At 40.0% G+C, this 23485-nt stretch carries 19 protein-coding genes; 14 read left to right on the forward strand and 5 right to left on the reverse strand.

The window, feature by feature from the left end; all coding sequences use genetic code 11:
- The first annotated feature begins 41 nt into the window (after nt 1–41).
- From FAX86_RS07365 to FAX86_RS07380, 4 genes are read left to right on the forward strand one after another with little or no spacing between them, the layout of a single operon-like run.
- Nucleotides 42–626 carry a UPF0149 family protein gene (locus FAX86_RS07365; protein ID WP_144392688.1) on the forward strand — a complete coding sequence of 195 codons (585 nt, stop codon included), beginning with the start codon at nt 42–44 and terminating at the stop codon, nt 624–626.
- Nucleotides 627–646: 20 nt separating this feature from the next.
- Nucleotides 647–1957, forward strand: a complete 1311-nt coding sequence (pepP, locus tag FAX86_RS07370; protein WP_144392689.1) for a Xaa-Pro aminopeptidase — start codon at nt 647–649, stop codon at nt 1955–1957.
- 40 nt (nt 1958–1997) lie between these two features.
- Complete coding sequence (gene ubiH / locus FAX86_RS07375; protein ID WP_144392690.1) at nt 1998–3281, forward strand: 2-octaprenyl-6-methoxyphenyl hydroxylase; 1284 nt, start codon at nt 1998–2000, stop codon at nt 3279–3281.
- A gap of 2 nt (nt 3282–3283) precedes the next feature.
- On the forward strand, nt 3284–4477 hold the full coding sequence (locus tag FAX86_RS07380; protein WP_164503498.1) for a UbiH/UbiF/VisC/COQ6 family ubiquinone biosynthesis hydroxylase: 1194 nt from the start codon (nt 3284–3286) through the stop codon (nt 4475–4477).
- A 28-nt stretch (nt 4478–4505) separates the two neighbouring features.
- On the opposite strand, the gene FAX86_RS07385 is transcribed toward FAX86_RS07380, so the two are convergent.
- From FAX86_RS07385 to FAX86_RS07395, 3 genes are read right to left on the reverse strand one after another with little or no spacing between them, the layout of a single operon-like run.
- The gene (locus FAX86_RS07385; protein ID WP_144392692.1) at nt 4506–5117 is read right to left on the reverse strand and encodes an outer membrane beta-barrel domain-containing protein; all 612 of its coding nucleotides are present in this window, start codon (nt 5115–5117) and stop codon (nt 4506–4508) included.
- Nucleotides 5087–5842, reverse strand: a complete 756-nt coding sequence (locus FAX86_RS07390) for an SH3 domain-containing protein (RefSeq protein WP_144392693.1) — start codon at nt 5840–5842, stop codon at nt 5087–5089. The genes FAX86_RS07385 and FAX86_RS07390 overlap by 31 nt, the downstream gene beginning before the upstream one ends.
- 26 nt (nt 5843–5868) lie before the next feature.
- A complete protein-coding gene (locus tag FAX86_RS07395) occupies nt 5869–6519 on the reverse strand; it encodes an outer membrane beta-barrel domain-containing protein (RefSeq protein ID WP_144392694.1) in 651 nt (216 codons plus the stop codon).
- Between the two features lie 401 nt (nt 6520–6920).
- Between FAX86_RS07395 and FAX86_RS07400 the strand changes: the two genes are divergently transcribed.
- The 10 genes from FAX86_RS07400 (at nt 6921) to FAX86_RS07445 (ending at nt 21213) form a co-directional block, all read left to right on the forward strand.
- A complete protein-coding gene (locus FAX86_RS07400) occupies nt 6921–7514 on the forward strand; it encodes an OmpH/Skp family outer membrane protein (protein ID WP_144392695.1) in 594 nt (197 codons plus the stop codon).
- A gap of 2 nt (nt 7515–7516) precedes the next feature.
- On the forward strand, nt 7517–9262 hold the full coding sequence (locus FAX86_RS07405) for a tetratricopeptide repeat protein (RefSeq protein WP_205859118.1): 1746 nt from the start codon (nt 7517–7519) through the stop codon (nt 9260–9262).
- Nucleotides 9262–12111, forward strand: a complete 2850-nt coding sequence (locus FAX86_RS07410) for a tetratricopeptide repeat protein (protein WP_144392696.1) — start codon at nt 9262–9264, stop codon at nt 12109–12111. The genes FAX86_RS07405 and FAX86_RS07410 overlap by 1 nt, the downstream gene beginning before the upstream one ends.
- On the forward strand, nt 12092–12892 hold the full coding sequence (locus tag FAX86_RS07415; protein ID WP_144392697.1) for a tetratricopeptide repeat protein: 801 nt from the start codon (nt 12092–12094) through the stop codon (nt 12890–12892). Before FAX86_RS07410 ends, FAX86_RS07415 begins: the two co-directional genes overlap by 20 nt.
- Complete coding sequence (locus FAX86_RS07420) at nt 12892–13188, forward strand: hypothetical protein (RefSeq protein ID WP_246128515.1); 297 nt, start codon at nt 12892–12894, stop codon at nt 13186–13188. Before FAX86_RS07415 ends, FAX86_RS07420 begins: the two co-directional genes overlap by 1 nt.
- A 10-nt stretch (nt 13189–13198) precedes the next feature.
- Nucleotides 13199–13903 (forward strand): MotA/TolQ/ExbB proton channel family protein, encoded by a 705-nt coding sequence (locus FAX86_RS07425; protein ID WP_144392699.1) that lies wholly within the window; start codon nt 13199–13201, stop codon nt 13901–13903.
- A 7-nt stretch (nt 13904–13910) separates the two neighbouring features.
- The gene (locus FAX86_RS07430) at nt 13911–14417 is read left to right on the forward strand and encodes an ExbD/TolR family protein (protein ID WP_144392700.1); all 507 of its coding nucleotides are present in this window, start codon (nt 13911–13913) and stop codon (nt 14415–14417) included.
- A 2-nt stretch (nt 14418–14419) separates the two neighbouring features.
- A complete protein-coding gene (locus tag FAX86_RS07435) occupies nt 14420–15004 on the forward strand; it encodes an ExbD/TolR family protein (protein WP_144392701.1) in 585 nt (194 codons plus the stop codon).
- A gap of 1 nt (nt 15005) precedes the next feature.
- Nucleotides 15006–15986, forward strand: a complete 981-nt coding sequence (locus FAX86_RS07440; protein ID WP_144392702.1) for an AgmX/PglI C-terminal domain-containing protein — start codon at nt 15006–15008, stop codon at nt 15984–15986.
- Nucleotides 15987–16182: 196 nt separating this feature from the next.
- The gene (locus FAX86_RS07445; RefSeq protein ID WP_144392703.1) at nt 16183–21213 is read left to right on the forward strand and encodes a PKD domain-containing protein; all 5031 of its coding nucleotides are present in this window, start codon (nt 16183–16185) and stop codon (nt 21211–21213) included.
- Nucleotides 21214–21304: 91 nt separating this feature from the next.
- On the opposite strand, the gene envZ is transcribed toward FAX86_RS07445, so the two are convergent.
- On the reverse strand, nt 21305–22585 hold the full coding sequence (gene envZ, locus FAX86_RS07450; RefSeq protein WP_144392704.1) for a two-component system sensor histidine kinase EnvZ: 1281 nt from the start codon (nt 22583–22585) through the stop codon (nt 21305–21307).
- A 66-nt stretch (nt 22586–22651) separates the two neighbouring features.
- Nucleotides 22652–23374, reverse strand: coding sequence for an osmolarity response regulator transcription factor OmpR (ompR, locus tag FAX86_RS07455; RefSeq protein WP_144392705.1), 723 nt, complete (start codon nt 23372–23374; stop codon nt 22652–22654).
- Nucleotides 23375–23485: the final 111 nt, after the last annotated feature.

Consider the following 23485-nt stretch of genomic DNA (forward strand, 5'->3'; position numbering starts at 1 on the left):
CACCGCAATGCACAATTGGCAATTTAAAAAAAGTTTTAATTATGACTAGTGAGCAATTACTGACGTTTGACGATTTAGAAGACATATTGGCCGAACAAGAATGCGAAACTCGAGCCAGTGAATTTCAGGGCATGATAATCGGTTTATATTCTGGTGGTATGCCGAATGACCAAAAATCTTGGAAGTCGCTGGTGATGGGACATCTCAATGAGGGTAAATTGTATCCGAGCGGTATCATGGATGATCTAAACAATTATGTGAAAAATTTGGGTGATATTTTAGAAAATGATATTTTTGAGTTAGAGCTTGCTATGCCTCCTGAGTCCGCTTCGATCGAAGAGCGCCTTGAGGGTGCATGCGAGTGGGCTCAAGGTTTTTTGTTAGGATACGGCATGATTGTTGGTAAACGTGATGTAGACAGTCAAGATTTGTCCGAAGCTTTAGAGGACTTGATGGAAATTTCCCAGGTTGATTTGGAAGTTGAGGAAACCGAAGAGATGGAGCAAGCTTTGCATACTGTCCTTGAGCATGTTCGGGTTACATCTCAGGTTGTTTTTCTCGAGACTCGCAGTATGTTGATGCAAGCCGATCATCAAAAGCCAGGGCAAAAAGACACCATTCATTAAAAGATTGTTGGGAGAGTTGTGTGATTAACAAACAAGAATTCGCGCGTCGTCGGCAGAACTTAATGCAAACAATGGAAGATGGCAGCATTGCCATTGTCGCTTCCGCTCAAGAGTTAGTTCGTAGCCGAGATACGCATTTTATGTTTCGACAAGACAGTGATTTTCACTATCTAACTGGATTTCCAGAGCCTAACGCGGTTTTGGCGCTGATTCCGGGTCGAGAACATGGCGAGTTCGTATTGTTTTGTAATGAAAAAGATCTCGAACATGAAACGTGGCATGGCCGACGATGTGGTCCGGAAGCCGCGGTTGATAAGTATGGTGCCGACGATGCCTTTCCCATTGATGATATTGACGATATTTTGCCCGGTTTAATGGAAGGGCGTCGCAGAATTTATTACGAAATGGGAAAAAATAATGAGCTTGATGGCAGGGTGATGAATTGGGTGAATAAAATTCGTTCCCAAGTTAAAAAAGGTGCGCAACCACCCGGTGAATTTGTCGATTTACGGCATGCGTTACACGATATGCGGTTATTTAAATCGGCAGCAGAAATTAAATTGATGCGAAAATCGTCTGAAATAGCCGTTGATGCTCATATTCGAGCCATGAAAACCTGTAAACCTGGAATGACAGAGTTAGATATCGAAGCGGAGTTGCATTATGAGTTCTGTCGCAATGGAGCTCGATTTCCAGCTTATGCATCCATTGTTGCGAGTGGTGATAATGCTTGCATATTGCACTATACGGAAAATGAAAGCCGATTAAAAAACGGCGATATGTTGTTAATTGATGCTGGAGCTGAATATCAAGGATATGCTTCGGATATTACGCGCACTTTTCCAATCAACGGCAAATTTACCAATGCTCAAAAAGATTTATACAATCTCGTTTTAAAGTCGCAGATTGCTGCAATTGAAATGGTGCGTCCAGGCAATCATTGGATGCAGCCCCATGAAACAGCTGTTGATGTTCTTACAGATGGGATGATTGAGTTGGGAATACTTAAAGGCGACAAAGCTCAGTTGATTGAAGATGAGGCATATAAGAAATATTACATGCACAAAACTGGTCATTGGATAGGATTAGACGTTCATGATGTTGGTGATTATACCATTGATAATGAACCTAGAGTTCTTGAGTCGGGAATGGTGTTAACCGTTGAGCCTGCTATTTATATTCCTGCCGATGATGAAAGTGTTGATAAAAAGTATCGTGGTATTGGAATTCGAATTGAAGACGATATTTTGGTAACCGCTGAAGGTAATGATGTTTTAACGGCTGGTGTTCCAAAGACAGTCGAAGAAATTGAAACTTTGATGGCGAGTTAATTCGCATAATTATTTAATACGACTTTAAATCGAGTCATTAATGAAAGAATCAAAGCAATTTGATGTTGTTATTGTCGGTGGCGGCATGATTGGCGCTTCGATGGCGCTCGCATTGGCTCCTTTACCAATTAGAATTGCGGTTGTTGATGTTTACTCCCATGATCACCAAAAACAACCGAGCTTTGATGATCGAAGTATTGCTTTGTCCTATGGTTCGCGAGTAATTTTTGAAGCCATGAACGTTTGGCAAGATCTTGAACCTCAGACGGAAGCAATAAGGCACATTCATGTTTCAGATAAAGGGCACATGGGAATGTGTCGTTTACATGCCGAAGAATATGGAACCGAAGCGCTTGGGTATGTTGTAGAAAATCGAGTTGCTGGAAATGTCTTTCATCGATTACTAGAGCAGCATACAAACATAACGGTTATTACTCCCGCCCAAGTTACTGCTGTCGAACATATCGATAAGAAAGCAATATTAACGATTGACCGTGAGGGGAGTTTAAGTGACCTCTCGTGTCGATTAGTTATTGCAGCAGATGGCACTCACTCTCCAATCGCAACGCAATTAGCGGTAGAAAAAGTCCAAAGTGATTATGAGCAAATGGCCGTTATTTGTAATATCGTTACGAGTCATCATAAAGCTGGTTGGGCATACGAACGATTTACGGATACCGGCCCTCTTGCTTTTTTACCACTAACAAATCAGAGAATATCTGTCGTTTGGTCTTTCGCTCCAGAACAGAGAGAGCTGATTGAGGAAATGACTGAAAAAGAGTTTCGAGAAGCTCTTCAGCAGCATTTCGGCTTTCGAACAGGAAACATTGAGCGAGTAGGGAAGCGCGTCATATATCCGTTGAGTTTACGACAGTTAAAAGTGGGTTTTAAGAAGAGAGTTGCTTTTATAGGTAATGCTTTACACACTGGACATCCTGTTGCTGGTCAAGGATTTAATCTTGGATTGCGTGATATTGCTCAATTAACAGAAGTTGTGGCTACCGCTGTCTCGAATAATGATGATATTGGAAGTTATTCAAATCTTGATAAGTTCTGGACGCACCGAAAAAATGATATTCAATCTACGTTATCCAGTACAGATGCATTGGCTCGTTTATTCGCAAACAAATCTTCTGTTTTAACAATTGCCCGTAATGGGTTATTGAAGTGGCTTGATGTTTTAGGCCCAGTTAAAACTGAGTTCTCTGCATTTGCCATGGGACAAAAAAGTAACTTACCTTCTCTTGCTCGAGGAATTCCTCTCAACGATATCCATTTTTGGCCAAAGTTAAATGCACACTCTAAATCGAATTCTGGAGTCTAGTTGTGGCAAAAAAGTTTGATGTAATCATTAACGGTGGTGGTTTGGTCGGTTTAACTTTTGCTAACTTGCTGAGTGATCGGTTGAAAGTTGCAATCGTCGATCCTGCGTTAATGTCGAGCGTTTCTCAGTTGGATGAATCTAGTCCATATATGCAACGTGTTAGTGCGATCTCTCCTCGTTCGATAAATATTTTGGAATCAGTAGGAGCTTGGCAGTGTTTGCCACAATCTAGAATTTCTCCCTATCAGTATATGAAAGTTTGGGATGAAAATGGTTCCAGTCGATTGTCTTTTAGTGCTCAAGATGTTGTCGCTCCGAATCTGGGCTGTATTGTCGAAAACAACTGGTTACGAGCGGCGCTGTACGATGCTTTAAAGGTATCGAGATCTCAATTTAATGTAATTACTTCACCAATAGAATTTGTTGAACGAAGCGAACAATCGATTCGATGCCGCTTTGAAGATGGTTTGCAATTAGATGCATCTTTATTGGTTGGAGCTGAAGGTGCTTTATCAAAGACAAGAGAATGGTTTGAGTTTTCAACCAGTGTACATGATTATGAGCAAGTGGCTGTGGTTGCAAATATAAAAACCGAAAATGATCACGAACTGACGGCGTGGCAAAGGTTTTTAGAAACAGGACCAATTGCTTATTTACCACTTGCTGACAGGCATATGTGTTCAATTGTTTGGTCGGTAACAAGAGAGTTTGCGGAAAACTTTAAATCTGTCGATCAAATTACGCAATCTAAACAGATTGCAGCTGCATTAGATCATCAATTGGGACAAGTTGAACTGGTTTCTGATACGGAATGTTTTCCATTAATTGCGCGTCATGCTGAACAATATGTTCAGTCGCGTGTTGCATTAATTGGAGATGCAGCCCACACGATTCATCCCTTGGCCGGTCAAGGAGTAAACCTCGGATTTGCGGATGCACAATCGCTGGCTAATCAGGTGAATCTGGCGGCGCATAAACAACGAGATATTGGTGCGACTTTTTGTTTAAGACCATACGAGCGAGAACGAAAATCAGATAATCATTTGACTCAAAAAGCAATGACGGCGCTTAATTGGATTTATCGTTCGAAGTCGCCCTTAACTATTCTGGCTCGTAATTTCGGAGTCAGTTGTATCGACTCAATGTCGGGATTAAAACGATTGTTAGCAAATCAGGCGATGGGAGTGCGCCGCTAACGAAATATTAGCGACGCGAAAGGGACATTTAGAATAAGTAACTAACACCGACTGAAAACAGAGTATTTACCGTACTCTCATCTTCTTCAAGTAAACTTGAATCGTAAATATAATTGCGATAGTCAAACTTTAAGTTAAGAGTTCGGGATAAACCTACCTGATAGCCCACACCAGCAACGTAAGTGAATCTTTCTTCGCCACCAAACGAAGTATCACCCACTCCAGCTATGATATATAGCGAAGACAGTTGTGCCTTCGAACCGGAAAAAAACTGTTCGCCTTGATACAGGTTGTAACCTACTAAAAAGTCGAGGTGTTTAAAATCACGGTCGTCTCCAGAAAAAAGAGGACCTTGATTCGTTTCATACGAAGATTCACTGGTCGAAGTAAACACGTAATTTAGTTGTAAGAACGTATTTTCTGTCGCAATAAAGTTTGCATGAAGTCCGGTTGCGATTTCACTTCCGAAGTCTTGAATGTTTAAAAATCCTGCGGATAAACCAAGCTCAAATTGTTCGTTGTTGAGCTCATTCATACCTTGTTGTGTTGAATCATCCTTGGCATTGACTGGATGAGTAAAAGCAACACTCAGGCTTACTACAAAAAGTTTTAGAAAAATGCGCTGAATCCAATGTGCCATCGTTTTAATCTCTCATCGTCTTGTTCTGTTGATACTGTGTAATCCCGAAAACCCGCACGAACTACAAAGTTACGTCCAAGGTAATAACTGCCTCCGAGCCCGAACTGAGTGTAACTTGAGTTACTAATGGGCAGTTCAATAAGCTCTGGTTGAGCTGAAATATTCATTTCTCCGGTTCCGATTGTGAATACAGGTGAAACGACCCACTCTGACCAAGGTTCAAACTGTAGGTTGGCTCCCAAATAGTCGCCTCGAACCTCAGCGTCATAAAACTTCCCACTTTCCAGTTCCACGCCTAACCAAGATAGGACCCGATAGCCAGTGGTGAAACTGTATGTTTGTGCGCCTTTAAGCGCTCCACTGGAAAACTGACCCGTGCTAAACCCAATTCGCCAGCTATTCTCCAAATAATCACCGAAACTAACGTTTGGTAAATCGACAGGTTCGCCGGTGGGGACGAGTGTTCGTGCTATCTGAGAGGCTTTAACCCAGCCTTTTCTGCCGCGCTCAGATTTTATTTCGTACCAATCAGGACGGCGTGTAAGTATTTCTACCGACTCACCTTGTTCAACCGTGTAAATAACGGGGTAGCCGTTGCCTGGTCCCGTGTGCATTTCCAAGTAGGGGTCAATGACCTCTAATTTAACCGTGTCTTTGGCAATTAAATGCTGAGAGCTCGTTGTTAGTACAAGAGCAAAAAGCAATGGCCATAATGATTTTTTCATATTTAACTTCCTTTTCACTGACTTGCTTAGAACAAAGCATTTAAGCCCAGCGAGAATTCAATATTGTGAGTTTTCTTGCTGCTATCGAGAAACGTACGGTCGACAATGTGGTCTTTAATCGTTAAATCCCAAGTCAACCAATCTGTGATTACTGTTTTGTAGCTGCTGCCTATCACCAGACCGGTCTCGGAATTGCCTGCAAAATCAATGGATGAGGCGCCGAAAAGCAAGTAAATATTTGAATTATATTTACTTTTTTCATTGCTGTATGAGCGACCATGGAATAAACGATACCCGCCTATTAAGCCGGTATATTCAAATTTTCGGTCTGCATCACTTAAGAAACTACCGCCGAGAACGTCTTCAAATGTGGCTCTTCCAACCTCAGATGTGGCTGTTTGAAACGAAACTTTAAAGTCGTTGTTGATGTGATAGGTAAAATCAAGCCCAAAGATTGGATTAGTATTGAAGTCTTCAACACTTAAAAATCCGCCATAGATTCCCGCTTCGAAGTTTTCGCTATCTATGGCTGCTGATTCTGCTTTCGTAATTGAGTTGTTAGGCTCAATGATTTTCACTGATTTTGACGACTCTTGTGCAAACGCAGAAGTGTTGGTCAAAAGTGATGCTACGGTCACTATCGTAGCTAAAAATGTAGATGGTTTTGCTTTAACCATAATCTTTCCGACTCCATCAAAAGATGAATTTAATTCCTAATGCCCAAATGGGCTGGCTTCGAGACTCAGGAAAAGTAGGATGGTTGAGGCCAATGTCTCATTCCTTGATTCTCTCGTTACATCGAGTTCGCATTGTATCGAAAGCTTTTGCTGTGTCGATTTTGCAACAAGGATGTTGTGACTCACGTCTTAAATTTCAAAGCATGAGCACTGGGATCTGTGACGTAGTTAGATGTTTTGGTAGTTCAATATATAGTCAATTTTTCGATTTGTGTATAGTCCATTTTCGTAATCACGAATACCCAAAGTTCACATCGTTTTCTTATCGAAAAGTGAGCAATAACTGCTAAGAATTTTGGACGCGTGGATTAGTCGTATAGTGCGAATGGATATGTAAAGGCATGAAAAAAACAATTCAATTTTTAACTTTAATTTTGGTAATAGTTTTTTCGAATGTGTGGGCGTCGGAAGCGAAAATTGATGACAAAAGCCAAGGTAAGGCTGGTCAAGAGAGAAGCTTTAATCAATCGGAAAAACAAGCTTTAGACACTCTTAAACAGGTATCTAAGGGTCTACAGGATCTCAAGCAAGATGTTATAAGCTTAAACAGTGAACTACGCCAGATGGAAGAAAAGCTATTGTTTCCATCAAGTACTAAGTTCACCGTTTTCGTCTCACTTACCACTGGCCAGTTCTTTAAGCTTGAAAGTATTAAGTTGAAAATTGATGGTCAATTAGTCTCTTCGCATGTTTATTCGGATTCTCAGCGAGAATCTATGGCACGAGGTGGAATTCAGAAGCTTTACGTTACTAACGTGAATCAAGGCAAGCATAATGTGACGGTCTTTTTTACTGGTATTGGACTTAATGGTCGCTCTCACAAATTAGCTAAGTCTCTCGATTTTAATAAAGGACCTGCTGGAGAATACTTAGAGATCGCTATCGGTGATGATGGTGATACTCAAGAGCCTGTTTTTGAGTTGAAGCGGTGGTAATAATGAAATTAAACGCAATTACTAAAAGCGTATTGCCATTTGTGTTATCAGCTGGCTTTTTCTGCTCGTCTGTTAACTCAAACACTATCGAAGACAACCCTCATACTAAAGAGGATTTGGAGTGGGGTACGGTATTATACGAATATTACCAAAAGAATTATTTTAATGCATTAGTTGAGTATGACTACGCTACCTCTATCGATAATCCGATTGCAGAAAGTGTTCCCGGAAATCTATTACAAGGTGGCATGATGCTATCTTATGGATTGGCAGAAAATGCGGAACAGGCTTTTAACCGAGTATTGGCTGAGGGAGCTGATCAAGAAACGCAAAATCGAGCTTGGTTTTATTTAGCAAGTCTTTTTTATCATAAGTCTGAAAATACACGAGCTTATGAAGCGTTATCAAAAATTGAAGGTGAAGTACCTGAAGATCTTCATCCAGAGTACCATTATCTTGCTACGTTAATAAACAATCAGGCTCAGCATCTTGACGTTACGGAGAATATCGTTAATACGCTGCCAGAAAATAATTACCATTATCCCTATATTCTTTTTAATTTAGCGATTCGTCATTTAAGGGAAGGAACACCACAAACAGCAGCCTTAAAGCTACAACAAGTTGTTACGTTTCAAAATAATGGTGAAGAGTTTGCGTCTCTCGCAGATCGAGCAAAACATGGTTTGGCTCAGTTGTTCTTACAACAAGGTCAGAATAAAGAAGCATGGCAATTTCTTACTGCTATTCGGACAAGCGGCCTATATTCTAATCGTGCATTGTTAACTTATGCTTGGACAGCAATTAAGATGAAGCAATTTAATGATGCCGTTGCTGCATTAGAAATATTAAATACGCGATCAATTGCGATTCCTGAAGTACAAGAAGCGAAAGTTTTACTAGCTCATTTGTATGAACAGGAAGGTTCTCCAAGAAAAGCATTGAAAGCCAATCTTTTAGCAATAGAAGCTTTTGAGAAAGGTGTTGCAAAAATTGACGAGGCTCGAACTATTATTGCTAAGCAGGATGTACCAAAAGAATTTATTCAGAATTTAGATGTAATTGTCGATGATACAGATTGGTTTGCATCAGAACCCTCTGTTGACTACCAAAAGTTAACTCCATTTTTAATCGATTTAATGTCGAGTAAGGTTTTAAATGAAGCTTTACGAGAGTTATCTGACTTATATGCAATAGAGAAGAACCTAACTTACTGGAAGCGTCAGACTTTAGAGCATCAAGCTATTATTTTAAGCGCGAGCAAAAAAGGAAAGCAATCAGTTGATACTGAATTAGTAAAGAGAAGTAAAGAGCTTACGGCCGTACTTGAAGAGAAAAAATCACAACTTAAACTTCATGCATTAACTTTATCTGAAGAACAACAAGAGCGATTTAAAGCGTTAATTGAAAGCATTGATCGCGAGCTTACTTTGTTAACAAGCAAGGCATCGCAAATGCAATTAGTAAAAGCACCTTATAAACAGCCAAAGCAATATTTGAATGAAGTAAAACAAAAGCATGCTTCGATTGATAAGAAATTATCCAATGCGAAATCTTATATTGCCAAATTAGAGCCGATAGTTAGAAGTTTGGTTAATGCTGAACTTGATAAGCATGAAGAACGTATGCGTTATTACTGGGCTCAGTCGCGTTTAGCAAAAGCGAGATTATACGATACAACACTTATGAAATTAGACAAAGCTAAAGAACAGCGAAACAATGGAAGTAAGCAGTCGGGAGATAAAGGATAATGAAACGCACAAGTATTGCAATTGGTATCTCACTCGCCTTATTAGGATGTTCCTCTGGTCAAAAAACTTTGGGCGATCTCAGTTATCAGCCAAAAAAAGAAAAGGAAATCGTATTTGAAAATCTTACTCATCAAGAAGTAAGAAAAGAGTATCAAGAGTTATTATCATTATTTAAAGATGATGAGCTTAAAGAGCAGATCGAAAGACGAATTGCGGACGTTTATATGATTGAAGGCGGTAACGATCAACTAAAAGAAACCGTTACCCAACCCAAAAGCTATTATGCTGAAGCCATTAAGAGTTATCAAAATATTCTAAAAAAATATCCTAACTCTCCAGACAATGCCGATGTCCTTTATCAGTTGGCTCGTGCATATGATATGGAAGGTGAGCAAGATAAAGCTCTTGAGATGTTAACAAAGCTAACGCGTCATCATCCGAATTATAAAAATAATTCAGAGGCACATTTTCGAAAGGCTGATATTTTGTACTCAAAAAAGGAATACCGACAAGCTGAGCACGAATATAAGATTACACTGGCCTATAACAATCCTAAATTAAATTTATATGCAAATTACATGTTGGGCTGGTCGCAGTATAAGCAGCTTAAGTATGAAAACAGCTTAGATGCTTTTGTTAATGTTCTTAACACATTAATGCAAAGAGTTGATAGTCAAGGCGAACTTAGTAAGGCTGAAAAGCCTCTGGCTGAGGAAACTCTTAAGTCTATTAGTCTTGGCTTATCGAAGTATGGTGGAGCTGAATACATTGAAGATATCGATGGTCTAAGTGGTAAAGATTACATTTGGATGGTTTATAACAGCCTGGGGCAATATTTTCTTGATAAAGAACGTTATGAAGACTCAGCACAATCATTCCGAGCTTATGTAAATCGATACAATTTTACTGCTAAAGCACCTGAGTTGCATAGCCACTTAATAAGTACTTATATAAAAGGTGGATTTCCACTTCAAGCTTTACAAGAAAAAGAAACCTATGTTGGTTATTACGGTATTGGCTCTGAGTATGAAAGAAATGTTGGCTCAATTAACGCAGGTATTTTATCGCAGTTAAAAATCTATATAAATGAGCTCGCAAAGCACTACCATAGTGAAGCTCAATTAGCCCAAAAAGAGCGACAAAAATTAGAAAAACGTGGTCAACCCAATAGCTCAATGAAGTCTCAGCTCGATAAGCTTACTGAAGTAGAGTCGAAGGGATTTAATCAAGCAGCGCATTTTTACAGTGAGTACTTAAGAACATTCCCGACAGACAAGCGTGTTGGTGAAATTACTTATTTACGTGCAGAAGTATTGTTTCAAGCGGGTAGATATAAAGAAGCGGTTACCGACTATGAGAATGTTGCATATCAGTTAAAAGATAAGGGTAGTCAAAAAAATGGCGCTAATGCTGGATATGCAGCCATTATTTCTTATGATAAACATTTAGACTCTTTGTCGGAAAGTTCTCAAGAGCATGCGCAATGGAAGTCAAAAGCGGTTGAAAGTATGTTGCGTTTCGCTTCTGTTTATCATACCGATAATCGCTCTCCTTCAGTTCTCACTAACGCTGCAGAGTACTTATTTTCATTACAGCAATACGAACGTGCTTTGGAAGTAGCGCAGCAGTTAATAAATAAGACTAAAAAACTTGATAAGAACTTAAAGAAAACAGCTTATGGAATAATGGCGCACTCTAACTTTAAATTAGAGCGTTATTCAGAAGCGGAAAAAAACTATGTCAATCAACGCCAACTAGTTAAGAAGGGGAGTGGTGAACATAAGGCAATATCTGAGCGTCTGGCTGTAACTATTTATAAAAACTCGGAAGTTATGGTCGCTAACGATGACAAAGCATCTGCTATTACAGAGCTATTAAAGATCGTCAAGTTAACGCCAGACTCAAGTGTTCGAGTAACTGCCCAATATGATGCTTCTCGCTTAATGCTTGGTGCAGAGCGTTGGTCTGAAGCTATCAACTTGCTCAAAGAGCTTATTCAATTATTTCCTAAATATGAACATGCCAATGAGTTCCCTAGAAAATTAGCTTTTGCTTATGAGCAAAATAAAAACTGGTTGCTAGCCGCTCAAGAATATGAACAGCTTAGCAAAAATGATAAGGATGAAGAGGTTAAACGTAATAGTTTGTTCCTCTCTGCAAGCATGTATCGTAAAAATAAGAACTACGACACAGCAATAAAATTGTTCAGAAAGTATGCTAGAACCTATGAACAGCCTTTCGATGTCAGGATGGAAGCGCGCTTTAATTTAGCGGATTTGTACGAAAAAACTGACGAAAAATCGAAACAGTTGTTTTGGTTGCGACGAATCATCGAGGGAGATGCAAAAGGCGGAAATCAGCGTACGGAAAGAAGCCGTTGGTTAGGAGCATGGGCCAACATTAAGTACGGTGACTATTTTGCTTTTGAGTTCAAACGGAAGCGACTGACCTTACCTTTGGCGAAAAGCCTTCCAAGAAAGAACGAAGCGATGAGAGACGCTGTGCAGCGTTATCAGCAAGCTGCTGACTATGGAATTCTCGAGTTTGTCACCATGTCGAGTGTCAAAATGGCGGGACTCTATCAACAGCTAGTAAAAGAATTGAAAAGAGCACCGGTACCTTCCGGGCTATCTACAGAAGAAAAGTCGGCTTATCGTGGCATTATTGAAGAGCAAGCCGCACCGTTAATGGATACAGTTGTTGAGCTTCACCAGGGGAATATTAATCGAGCTTGGGAAGGCGAATACGATAAATGGATTGAAAAGAGTTATCAGGCGATGAAGGAACTTCGACCCGCCCGATACGCGAAATCAGAAATAGAAGTGAGTTATGGCGATGAAATTTGGTAAAGCAATAAACATAATCGGTGTTGTATCGTTGTGTGCATTGTTAGTTGCATGCTCAACAACGACTAAGAAATCTGGAATTGCCCTTTTGACCAATGGTGAGCAAGCGGCAAACTTAATCTCGACAGAGAAGTTTTTGCCCTATCTTTCGATTGATGAAGAAACTGGTAAGCAGAAAAGATATTCGGCAAAGCGAAATCCTTATCTTGCTGAAAAAGGTCAATTAGACAAGGCTGTCGTTACTTTATTCATTAAGGCAAAGCAAGCCGTTAAAAGTAAGCAGGTTTCAACCGCCAATAAAACACTAGATCAGCTTATTAGCATGAATAATAAGCTTTCTGGACCATGGATGCTTAAGGGAGAGCTGGCTTTACAAAGTAAAGACTTGGATACAGCTGTTGAGCATTTTGCTAAAGCAATTGAGGTTAATAAGAATAATGTTAATGCCTATATCAAGCTTGCTAAAACGCAGAGGTTATTAGGTCGCTTTATTCATGCTCAGAACACTTATGCCAAAGCTCTTGTTTTATGGCCAGACTTTCCAGAAGCGCACTTAAATTTAGCGGTTTTATACGACTTGTACTTAAATAAACCGGTTTTGGCTCAACAACATTTGGAAGCTTACGACTTATTAGCTTCGACGAAGGAACCAAGAGCTGTTGTTTGGATGCAAGAGCTTCAAGAAAGAAATAATAAGCCAAACTATATTCAGGAAGATATTGCATTGAAGTTAAAGGAATATCAGATGCAGTTGGCAGAAAACAATAAAAAGGAGAGTAAATAATGAGAGCTCTATTAATATTGGTGTCTCTACTAAGTTTCGGTGTAAATGCCGAAAAAGAGGAGCCTAAAGAAACAATATTTTTAGAAGCTAACTTCATTGGAGATAAGGAACAACCTGCGGTTAGTTATTTTATACCTTGGGAAAATATTGGAACACCCGATAAATTACAGTGGCAAATTAGCGATAAAATTGATCGGACATTAGATTTAGTTGATAGAAAAGTAATGAAGCGCTCTATCGCTATTTATGAAGAGTTAAATTTGGAACAAACGACTTTAGTCAATCAAGAGAATTAAAGAGGCACTTATGACTGACTTTTATAGCACTATAGTAAATTTTTTCCAGGAAGGGGGATTGTTTATCTATCCAATCTCTATTGTCTTGGTTTTGGGTTTGGTTATTACAATCGAACGTTGGATGTTTTTATCGCGTGAGCGTGTTCGTAATATTAAAGCTTTCGATGGCTTTTTACCATTATTGCGAACAACCGATATGGAAAAGATGCAATTGTATACACGCGAAAATACAGCTCCTGTAACTCGAGTTATTGGCTGTGGTTTGGATATGATGAAGGTTACTAAGCATCGTGCTGATATTGAACACTCTATGAGTGAAGGTATGCTAGAAACAATGCCGCGTTTTCAATCGCGAACCAGTTATCTTTCAGTACTCGCGAATATTGCAACATTGTTAGGTCTTTTAGGAACTATTGTTGGTTTGATCGGTGCATTTACCGCTGTTGCCAGCGCAGATCCTGCAGAAAAGTCATCTTTACTTTCTCAATCGATTTCTGTTGCGATGAATACAACGGCTTTCGGACTTATTGCTGCGATTCCTTTACTTGTGTTTCATGCGTTATTGCAAAATAAGACAGCGTCAATTGTTAGTAGCATTGAAATGGCGGCCGTTAAATTTTTGAATATCATGACTTACAACCGACAGATTTTTGCTGGAGCGGCTGTGCAAGTAGATACAAGCCAAGCTGAGAAGACGCAAAGCGAAGCAAGCTGAGGTTACCATGGCTCTTAAATTTAGCAATAAACAAGTCGAAGAAGCTGAATTAGACGTTACGTCTTTCATGAATCTTATGATTGTTTTGGTGCCTGTGATGCTATTAAGTCTCACATTTACCCAAATTACCGTTCATGAGATTAAGCTTCCTAATTTGACGCCGAGTACGGTAAGTGCAAATGAAGAGCCGCCACAACTGGAAGTAATGCTGACTTCAAAAGGTATTGATGTCTATTATCCTGGTAATGTATTGATTCAAGAAATTCCAATGAAAAAGGGAGACGATAATAGTTCGTCTTATGATTTTCAGCGGCTCTCTTTAGTGCTTCAGAAAGTTAAAGAGCAAATTCCTGACAAAAAAGACGTTTTAGTTTTGTCAGAGCCAGGAATTGATTATCAAACACTTATTTCCACTATGGATACGGTGAAGTCACATAAAACAGTTCTTGCGGCAAGCATGGTTGAAGTTGAACTTTTTCCAGAGGTGTCTCTGGCAGACGCAAGTATTAAATAATTATGGAAACGACAAATTTAAATGAATCCAATTTGAGCTTCTCTAATGTGAAGCAGCCTGTTTTCGCGACAAAATTAAACTTAGTCGCGTTAATGGACATATTTACAATATTGGTATTCTTTCTACTTTTAAACTCTGGTGATGCAGAACGGTTAGAAAATGCAAAGTTTGTAACTTTGCCTAATTCTAGCTCAGCAGACGCTCCTCATGTAGAAGCCGTTATTATGATTGGTAAAGATAATATCTGGCTTAATGATGAGAAAGTAGTGGCTATTGATGATGTTTTGAAATCCAAAGAAGAATCCATTTCAGCTTTAACAGAGGCATTAACTCTTTATAAGGAAAAGCGTGGAGAGTTAACTGCCTATGAGAAAGAAAATGGATTATCGGCAACAGTAATGGGTGACCGAGACGTCTCTTATAGTTTACTAAAAGAAGTGTTAAGCACTTGCCAAGACAATGACTTCAGAGATATTTCTCTGGCAGTAAACCGTGTTGCAACTCAATCTTTTAAAACGACGCATTTAACAGGTGTATCGTCGGATAAGGTTGCGCAATTATCCAACTCAAAGAATTCGGGAGGATAAAATGTCAGCAACACTACAACAACCTTTAGCGTTAGATCTTGGTTTACCGTGGAAGCCCGTTGAATCAACGGAAGAACGCTATAAAAAACTTAATATCATTGCAGGTATTATTCTTTTTCTATTGTTTATTACGATTCCTTGGTTACCTGTTTTTGAGAAAGAGCTGGAGCCACGAGAAAAGGAAGTGGTAAGAACAAAAGTTGTATTACAAAAAAAGGCAATACCACAACCTAAACCAGAAGTGGTTAAACCGAAGCCAAAACCCAAGCCTGTTCCTGCTAAAAAGCTTGAACAGCCAAAACCTCAAGCTGAAAAGGCAAAACCTAAATTGGGTAATTCAACGCAAAAGCCTGCGAATAAAAGTAAAGCAGTGAGTGCAAAGGCGTCGGTACAAAAGTCACAGGGGTTAGATAAAGTTTCGAGCGAATTGAGCGCTTTACGCGGAGCGTTAAATATTGCTGGAATGAAAAACAAAACAATTACATCCAAAAAGGCGGGTGTTGTTGCAACGGTCGACAACAAGGTATTTGGAGAAAATAAAGCCGCTCAACGTAGTACAGGCATTAGTGTTTCTGAAAAAGTAATGAAAGGTGAGGCGACTGCTTTATCAAATCATCAAACCGTTGTTGTTGAAGGGATTATTGAGGAGGGCGTATCTAATGGTTCTTCTAAATATTCCGAATATCGTTCTGGTCAAAGGGATGTAGAGAGTATCAGGATGGTAATTGAAAGGTATAAAGGTCCGATAAATTCTCTTTACTACAAAGCAGAAAGGGAGCGACCAGGACTTGCTGGACAGTACGTTTTTAAAATAGTAATTCAACCCGATGGAACGGTAACTGAAGCTAAAGTTGTGAATAGCGATCTTAACTATGAAAAACTTGATGAACAAATTCTTGCAAGAATAAAGTCATTAAACTTTGGTAAAAAAGATGTTTCCGCAACTGCAGTAACTTATAGATTCAATTTCTCTCCCGCCTAAACAGGCTTTTACTTTAGTGCAAAAAGCAACCAATTATCACAGGATTTTTGGTTGCTTTTTTGCCACAAAACACACGTCTCATTTTTAAATTTTTCTGTACGAGAATTGTTCTGATCTGTGACTTTAATCCATATTTCGGTGAGTTGATCGTGGCAAGATCTGCGCTCAAAGGAGAAAAGAAACATTGGGGAAATATATGTCTTCTTTATTTTTAAATCTTAATAAAATTTGGGTCGTATTACTGACCGTAACCATTCTTTTTGGCTGTAAAACTGAAGAGCCAGAAGAAGAGCAGCAAGAGCTGGATATTAAACAAACGATTCCATTTGCTTTTGTCGAGAGAAGTTTATCTTCGCAATCGGTTGCACTTATGCAACAGTTTGATGAGACATTGACGGCTGAAGATCAATCTCCGCTCGATCTACATTCACCTTACGACTTTTTCCCAGGAGCTCAACTCAAGGTTAGAGATGGTATTGAAGTCGATGCATTGGAAGCAGAAGTTTTAAGTGAGTATTTTGGTTTTTCAAATTATGACGTTAAAGACTTGAGTGTTTCCCCCGATGGCACTCAGTTAGCGTTTGCTGCACGTGGTGCAAGTACTGAGTTATCACATTCAACGTGGAATATTTACATTTATTCATTTGAAGATAAATCTATTCGCCGTGTTATCGCTGATGATGAAATGGCGAACGCGGGTCAAGACACAAATCCTACTTTTACTGATGATGGTCGAATCTTGTTTTCTTCTGACCGTGATGCAGGCGATCCAGCAAATCCTCGTGAAAATATAGAGTTAGTCGGTGATTTGTGTGAAAAAGTTGATCCTATTGAGAATCCATCTTTATTACATCGAATGGATATTGATGGTCAAAATCTTATTCAAATGACTTACGGTCGAACTAATCATGATTTAAACCCAGCTTTATTAAAAGATGGGCGAATTGCCTTTGTGCGTTGGCAGCGAAGTACACAGCCAGCGACTCAATGTGAGGCTGCGAGTGGTGACTTTAGTGTTGATGGTGCTTTAGGCCTTAATCTACCCAATACCTGGACAGAAGATAATTTGTGTTCGCTAGCTAAGCGTACTTCTAACGGCCTAGTTTTTGTAACTAATCATTATCAATTGTTAACTATTGATGCTGAAACGAAAGCAATGGAGCAGTTATACAAAACAGCCACGATGGATACTTCTGAAGCTGCATTTTTGGCTATCGACAATTTACTTCAAGCAGAAAATGGAAATCTGCAAGTCGTTGTGAGTCATCAATTTAATTCTATTTCTGGTGGTGGTTTGTTGGAACTACAACCACAGTTAAGCGACCAAAATAACACTTTATTTGGAGAGTTTTCTCCACGCGCTTTAACGAATCAAGAGGTTGATTTATATCCTGGGCAATATTCTTCAGCAGGCTGGTACAGCGCAATAACGCCTTATCAAGATGGTACAGGCCGCTCCTTGGTGAGCTGGGCTCAGTGTCAGGTTATTGAAAATGGTGTCAATCGTTTCTGCCGATCAACTGATACGGATGCGAATTTGGATGTTAAATATGGCATTTGGATGTTTAATCCAAATGATGATTCTCGACTACCTGTTGTTCGCGCTAAGAAAGACACCGTTTTTTCTGAGTTAGCTTTAAGCCAGCCGAAGAAATCGCGCGATTTCATGTTAAATCCTTTTGATCCTGAATTTGTTGATAATCCTGATGCAACTGAAATTGTTTGTGAGTTTCCAAATAATATTCCTGTTGCAGAAGCTGGAAATGATCAGTCAGGTTTATTAAATCAATTATTCGAATTAAATGGTTCAAATAGTTTTGACCCAGACGGTGATACTATTTCATATCAGTGGACTCTAATCGAAAAGCCGGCTGCAAGTAATGCGACTTTACTTAAAGCGACTGAAGTTAAAGCACAGTTGCAGTCGGATATCGCTGGTCGATACCGAGTTCAATTAATAGTAAATGACGGTAAAGATAGCAGTATTCCTGATACAGCAACGATTACGGTTGTTGACCCAAATCAAGCTCCCGTCGCTAATGCAGGAAACGATCTTTCTGTAACTCTTGGTTCTTCGGTACAGCTTGATGGTAGTGCAAGTGCTGATCCTGATGGTGATGCATTGACTTATCGCTGGATGATTTTATCGACTCCAGAGCAAAGTAATGTTGTGTTGGATGATTCAAGTGCTGTGAAGCCAAGTTTCACACCAGACAGAACGGGTAATTATCGCCTTCAGTTAATCGTAAATGATGGCAAGCTAGATAGCGCTCCTGATACGGTTAACGTAAGTGTTGATACACCGCCAAATCAAGCGCCAACAGCGAATGCTGGTGCAGACCAGTCTGGAGATGTTGGTCAACAGTTCATGCTAGATGGTAGTGCGAGTAGTGATCCAGAAGGTGCTTCTCTAACTTATCGTTGGTCGATACAAAATAAACCAGCAAATAGTGCGGCAACTTTGTTTAATGGCAATACAGTTAATCCGAATATCACTCCAGATATTGAAGGTAACTATGTTATTCAATTGATTGTGAACGATGGTTTAGTTGACAGTAATGTTGATAGCATGACCATTAGCGTTGTGAAAATCAACGAAGCGCCGGTGGCTAATGCTGGTCCAGATCAATCTGGAATGACTCAGCAAACTTTCATGCTTAATGGTGAAGCAAGTGCTGATCCTGACGGTGACTCGCTCAATTATAGTTGGTCACTTATTACTAAGCCGGATGGAAGCTCTGCAAGCATTACAAATGCTTCTTCGGTAAATGCATCTATTACAGCTGATATTGAAGGTCAATATTCCGTGCAATTAATTGTGAATGACGGTGAGCTTTCAAGTCAGCCAGACACAGCATCAATTTCAGTGATTCGACCTAATGAGAAACCTGTAGCTAATGCAGGCATTGATCAAAATGCTCAAGTTAGCGATGTTATAACGTTAGACGGGTCTCGAAGTTCCGATCCTGAAGGTGATCCTTTGACATACAGTTGGGTCTTAACAAGTACGCCTTCTGGTAGCTCAATTGTGTTAATGAATTCGGATAAAGTGAATCCGACATTACAACCTGATGTGGTCGGAGATTATGTGGCCCAATTGACAGTTAACGATGGTGAATTAGATAGCGATCCTGATTCTGTCACAGTGTCTGTTTCACAAATTAACGAAGCACCAATCGCGGATGCTGGTTCAGATGTAACGACTAATACCGGTGTTACAGTTTACCTTGATGGTTCAGCAAGTTTTGACCCAGAAGGTGAACCATTAGGTTATCAATGGACGCTTGTCGGCATGCCTGAAGGAAGTTCTGCATCGTTAATGAATGCGAACACTATAAATCCTTCTATTGTTGCTGATGTTAGTGGTGTCTATACAGTCGAACTTATCGTTGGTGATGGAGAGTCAAACAGTTTACCTGACCAAGTTCGAGTTACTGCAGAGAATATTAATACTGCACCTGTTGCCAATGCAGGCCAAGATCAAACTTTTGTTCGTAATGAAGCTGTTCAATTAGATGGTTCAGCAAGTTCTGATCCTGATGGTGACGAGTTAACTTATCGTTGGGCTCTTGTATCTCCAGCGGAGCAAGATGCAAACATTGTTATCAATAATGCAAACTCAGTGACACCAGAAGTTATTATTTCTGACAGTCAAGTTTATCGAATTAAATTAGTCGTTAATGATGGAGAGCTTGATAGTCAGCCTGATTATGTTGAACTATCTCCACAAAACTCACGTCCTGTTGCGAATGCAGGAGTTGATCAAAGTGGTCAAGTTGGCGAAGAAATTCGTTTAGATGGCTCATTAAGTAATGATCCGGATGGCGATACTCTGACTTACAGCTGGAGAATCGTTAGTAAGCCCGATAACAGTGACATTCAATTGTCGAACACGACAATTGTTAATCCTAACTTAGTGTTAGATTCTGCAGGGCAATTTGTTTTCGAATTAGTCGTTAATGACGGTTCGTTAAACAGTGAGCCTGATCAAACGGTTGTTGTTGTTGAGCAAAACTTGCCGCCAGTAGCAAACGCAGGACCTGATCAAGAGGCTTCTGAAGGTTCGATTGTTACGCTTGATGGTTCAGCGAGTTCTGACCCTGATGGTGACGGATTATCTTTCCGCTGGACTATTGTGAGTAAGCCAGATTCTAGCTCGGCGCAATTAATGGGCGCGAACTCAATGAATCCAACCATTGAAACTGATGCTGGAGGAAACTACGTCGTTCAACTTATCGTTAATGATGGAATGTTGGATAGTGCGGCTGACTCTATGGTTATTAAGACCGAAGAGAACATCCGTCCAGTTGCTAACGCTGGTGAAAACCAAACGGCCTTTACTGGTGACCTAGTTAATCTAGATGGAACGGCAAGCTTTGATCCAAATGATGATGCAATTAGTTATCACTGGACTGTTGTTTCTCACCCTGGAAATGGAGCCGTAACATTGCTTAATGAACGCAGTGCAGAGCCTCAATTCACACCGAATGCGGTTGGTACATACGTTCTTCAATTGATTGTTAATGATGGTGAGCTGGACAGTAAACCTGATACGGTTTCTGTTGAAGTTGAAGAGCTTCAATCATGTGATGCGAGTGATTCACAGCGGTTAATTCCGGTCACAATTCGTGATTTCACTAAGCACCATCCTGACTTCCAATATCGCGTAGCTATCGACTACGGAATTGTAGAGTCGCAATTAGGTGAAGATGGTAAGCCTGTGTATGCTCATGGTGATGGTTCTACACAGACAACCAATGGGCAGTACTACTTTAATATGTGGTATAACGACGTACCATCTGAAAACAAAACTCTACAAAAAGAGTTGTTAGTTACACGTCAAGAAGGTTCTACTATTTGGGAATATCAGAACTCCAGTTTCTTCCCAATTGATTTTGAGGGTTATGGTAACTCGGGCTTAACAGACCCAGATCATAACTATCACTTCACATTGGAGACACACTTGAGCTTTGATTATCAAGGTGGTGAAGAATTTACTTTCCGTGGTGATGATGACCTTTGGGTATTCATCAATGGCAAACTAGCGATAGATATTGGTGGTGTTCATTCAGTACTCGAGCGCACTATTAATCTAGATGAAATCGCAGATGAGCTTGGTATTACTCCTGGCAACCGATATACATTTGACTTGTTCTTTGCTGAACGTCATACGGTAGCCTCTAACTTCATGTTCCAAACTAATATGGAACTGGAGTGCCAGGACTAACACTAATAACGATGACCAAGCTTTAAACTTTGGCCGCTCATTTGAGCGGCTTTTTATTAGGTGGCCAGAAAATTCAATTGGGTTTATGACTTTATGTAAAGAATTCTAGGCGAGCTTCCAAACCACCTCGTGGTAAGTTTGATAAGTAAATTTCACCATGGTGAAGCTCGACGATTCGTTTTACGATGGCAAGTCCGAGTCCTGAGCCTCTACCGGTGCGAGCTTCTTCGCCTCTGGCAAAAGGCTGAAAAAGTCTTTCTACGTCCATATCCGGAATTCCTTTTCCATGATCACTTACGGTAATTATTATTTTCTTATTGTCGCACCAAGATGATATTTCTACCGGTGGTTCTCCATACCGAAATGCATTTTCTACTAAGTTTCCAATAAGACGTTTCATGGCGAGAATCTTAACTGGGTAATCGGGAATCGGTTTTAAATTGGTTCTGACATCACGTTGATGCAATACGTTATTTTCGGCAATTTGCTCGATAATTTCGTTGATGTTAACTTCTTTTTCTGGCTCGTCTCGACCATCTCTGACAAATGAAATGAATTGATCGATAATAGCATCCATGTCTTCTGTGTCAGCTATTATTCCATTTTTAGTTTCTTCGTCGGCTTCTCCTAAAAATTCTGATGCGAGACGAATTCGTGTAATAGGTGTACGTAAATCATGGGAAATACCAGCAAGCAATAAAGTTCGATCTTCTTCAAGTTGATGAACATCTTTAGCCATTTGATTAAAAGCACGAGTTACCGCGACTAATTCTTTTGCACCTTTTTCTTTAAGCTTTCCGGGATAGTCTCCTCGGCCTATTTCTCGAGCCGCAACTTCCAGTCGTTTTAGTGGTCGATGTAATTGTTTGGCAAACAACCATCCACCCAAACAACTTAAGATAAATATTATTGTGAAGTACATTACTGGCACTAAATAGATACGATAATCCACACGTATCGAAGGTATACGAATCCACATATCTTTTTGTCTGGGATGAAGAATCCAATAGTAGGCTTTATCAGATTCTTCAATTCGGATTTCTGTTCCTTTTCCTAAATACTTGGAAAGTTGAGTGGACAAGCTTTTGTAATAAATGGCATCGGACAACCCTTTGCCTAATGCTTCTTTGAATGGAAATGCTTGAATACCTGTTGATTCAGCGAAAGCTTCACGCACATCATCGGAAACGTTACTTTGCTCATGTATAACAATCGTGTTCATTTGATTGGCCATTTGTTTCATCAAAATATCGTTGCTCGGTTGAACAACTAGAAACGCAGTCATGAACAAGTAAACAATTAGGTTTACGAATAGCAGCCCCGCTATCAGTAACGCTGTTCGGCCGAATGCTCCGCGAGGCAGTATTCTCATAAATTGGTCATAATTTTTTTATTGGAAAGACTGTAAATTCGTTTTTAGATTTCAGGTTGTTAGGGTTTAAGCTGCTCCACCATCAGGTACGAAAACGTAGCCAACGCCCCAAACGGTCTGGATATATCTCGGTTTAGCAGGATCATCTTCGATCATTCGTCGAAGTCTGGAGACTTGTACGTCAATGCTTCTCTCCAGTGCGCTGTAATCTCTACCTCGAGCCAGGTTCATTAATTTATCGCGAGATAACGGCTGACGAGCATTGGAAACAAGAGCCTTCAAAACGGCAAACTCGCCACTGGTCAAGTTCATAACTTGCTCACCGCGACTCATTTCTCGAGTTGCTAAATTGAGTTTGAACTCGCCAAACTGGATTTCTTTTTCCTCTGTGCTTGGAGCTCCTGGTATTTCTTTCATGCGGCGGCGCAGAACCGCTTTGACACGTGCCAGTAGCTCTCTGGGATTAAATGGTTTTGCGAGATAATCGTCGGCACCAAGTTCTAGACCAATGATTCGGTCTACCTCGTCACCTTTGGCGGTGAGCATCACGATAGGTATTTGATTTTCCGTTGAGCGAAGTCGGCGACAAATTGATAAGCCATCTTCACCGGGAAGCATTAAGTCTAAGACCATTAAGTGATAATTTTCGCGTTCGAGAAAGCGGTCCATTTGTTCGGCATTGGCAACAGTTCGAACAATATACCCCTGTTCTTTTAAATACCGCTCTAATAAGCTACGCAATCTAAGGTCATCGTCGACAACTAATATTTTCGGGGTTTCTTCAGTCATGGTCTTATACCCAATTAATTCCTATTTTTATTCTTTTTGCACGCTTAGTTAGAAGTTTAGCACGAATCGCATTTTTTCCATGGTATCAATGAATTATCTTTTGTCTCAAGC

This window comes from Pleionea sediminis (assembly GCF_007570825.1).
Taxonomy (GTDB): domain Bacteria; phylum Pseudomonadota; class Gammaproteobacteria; order Enterobacterales; family Kangiellaceae; genus Pleionea; species Pleionea sediminis.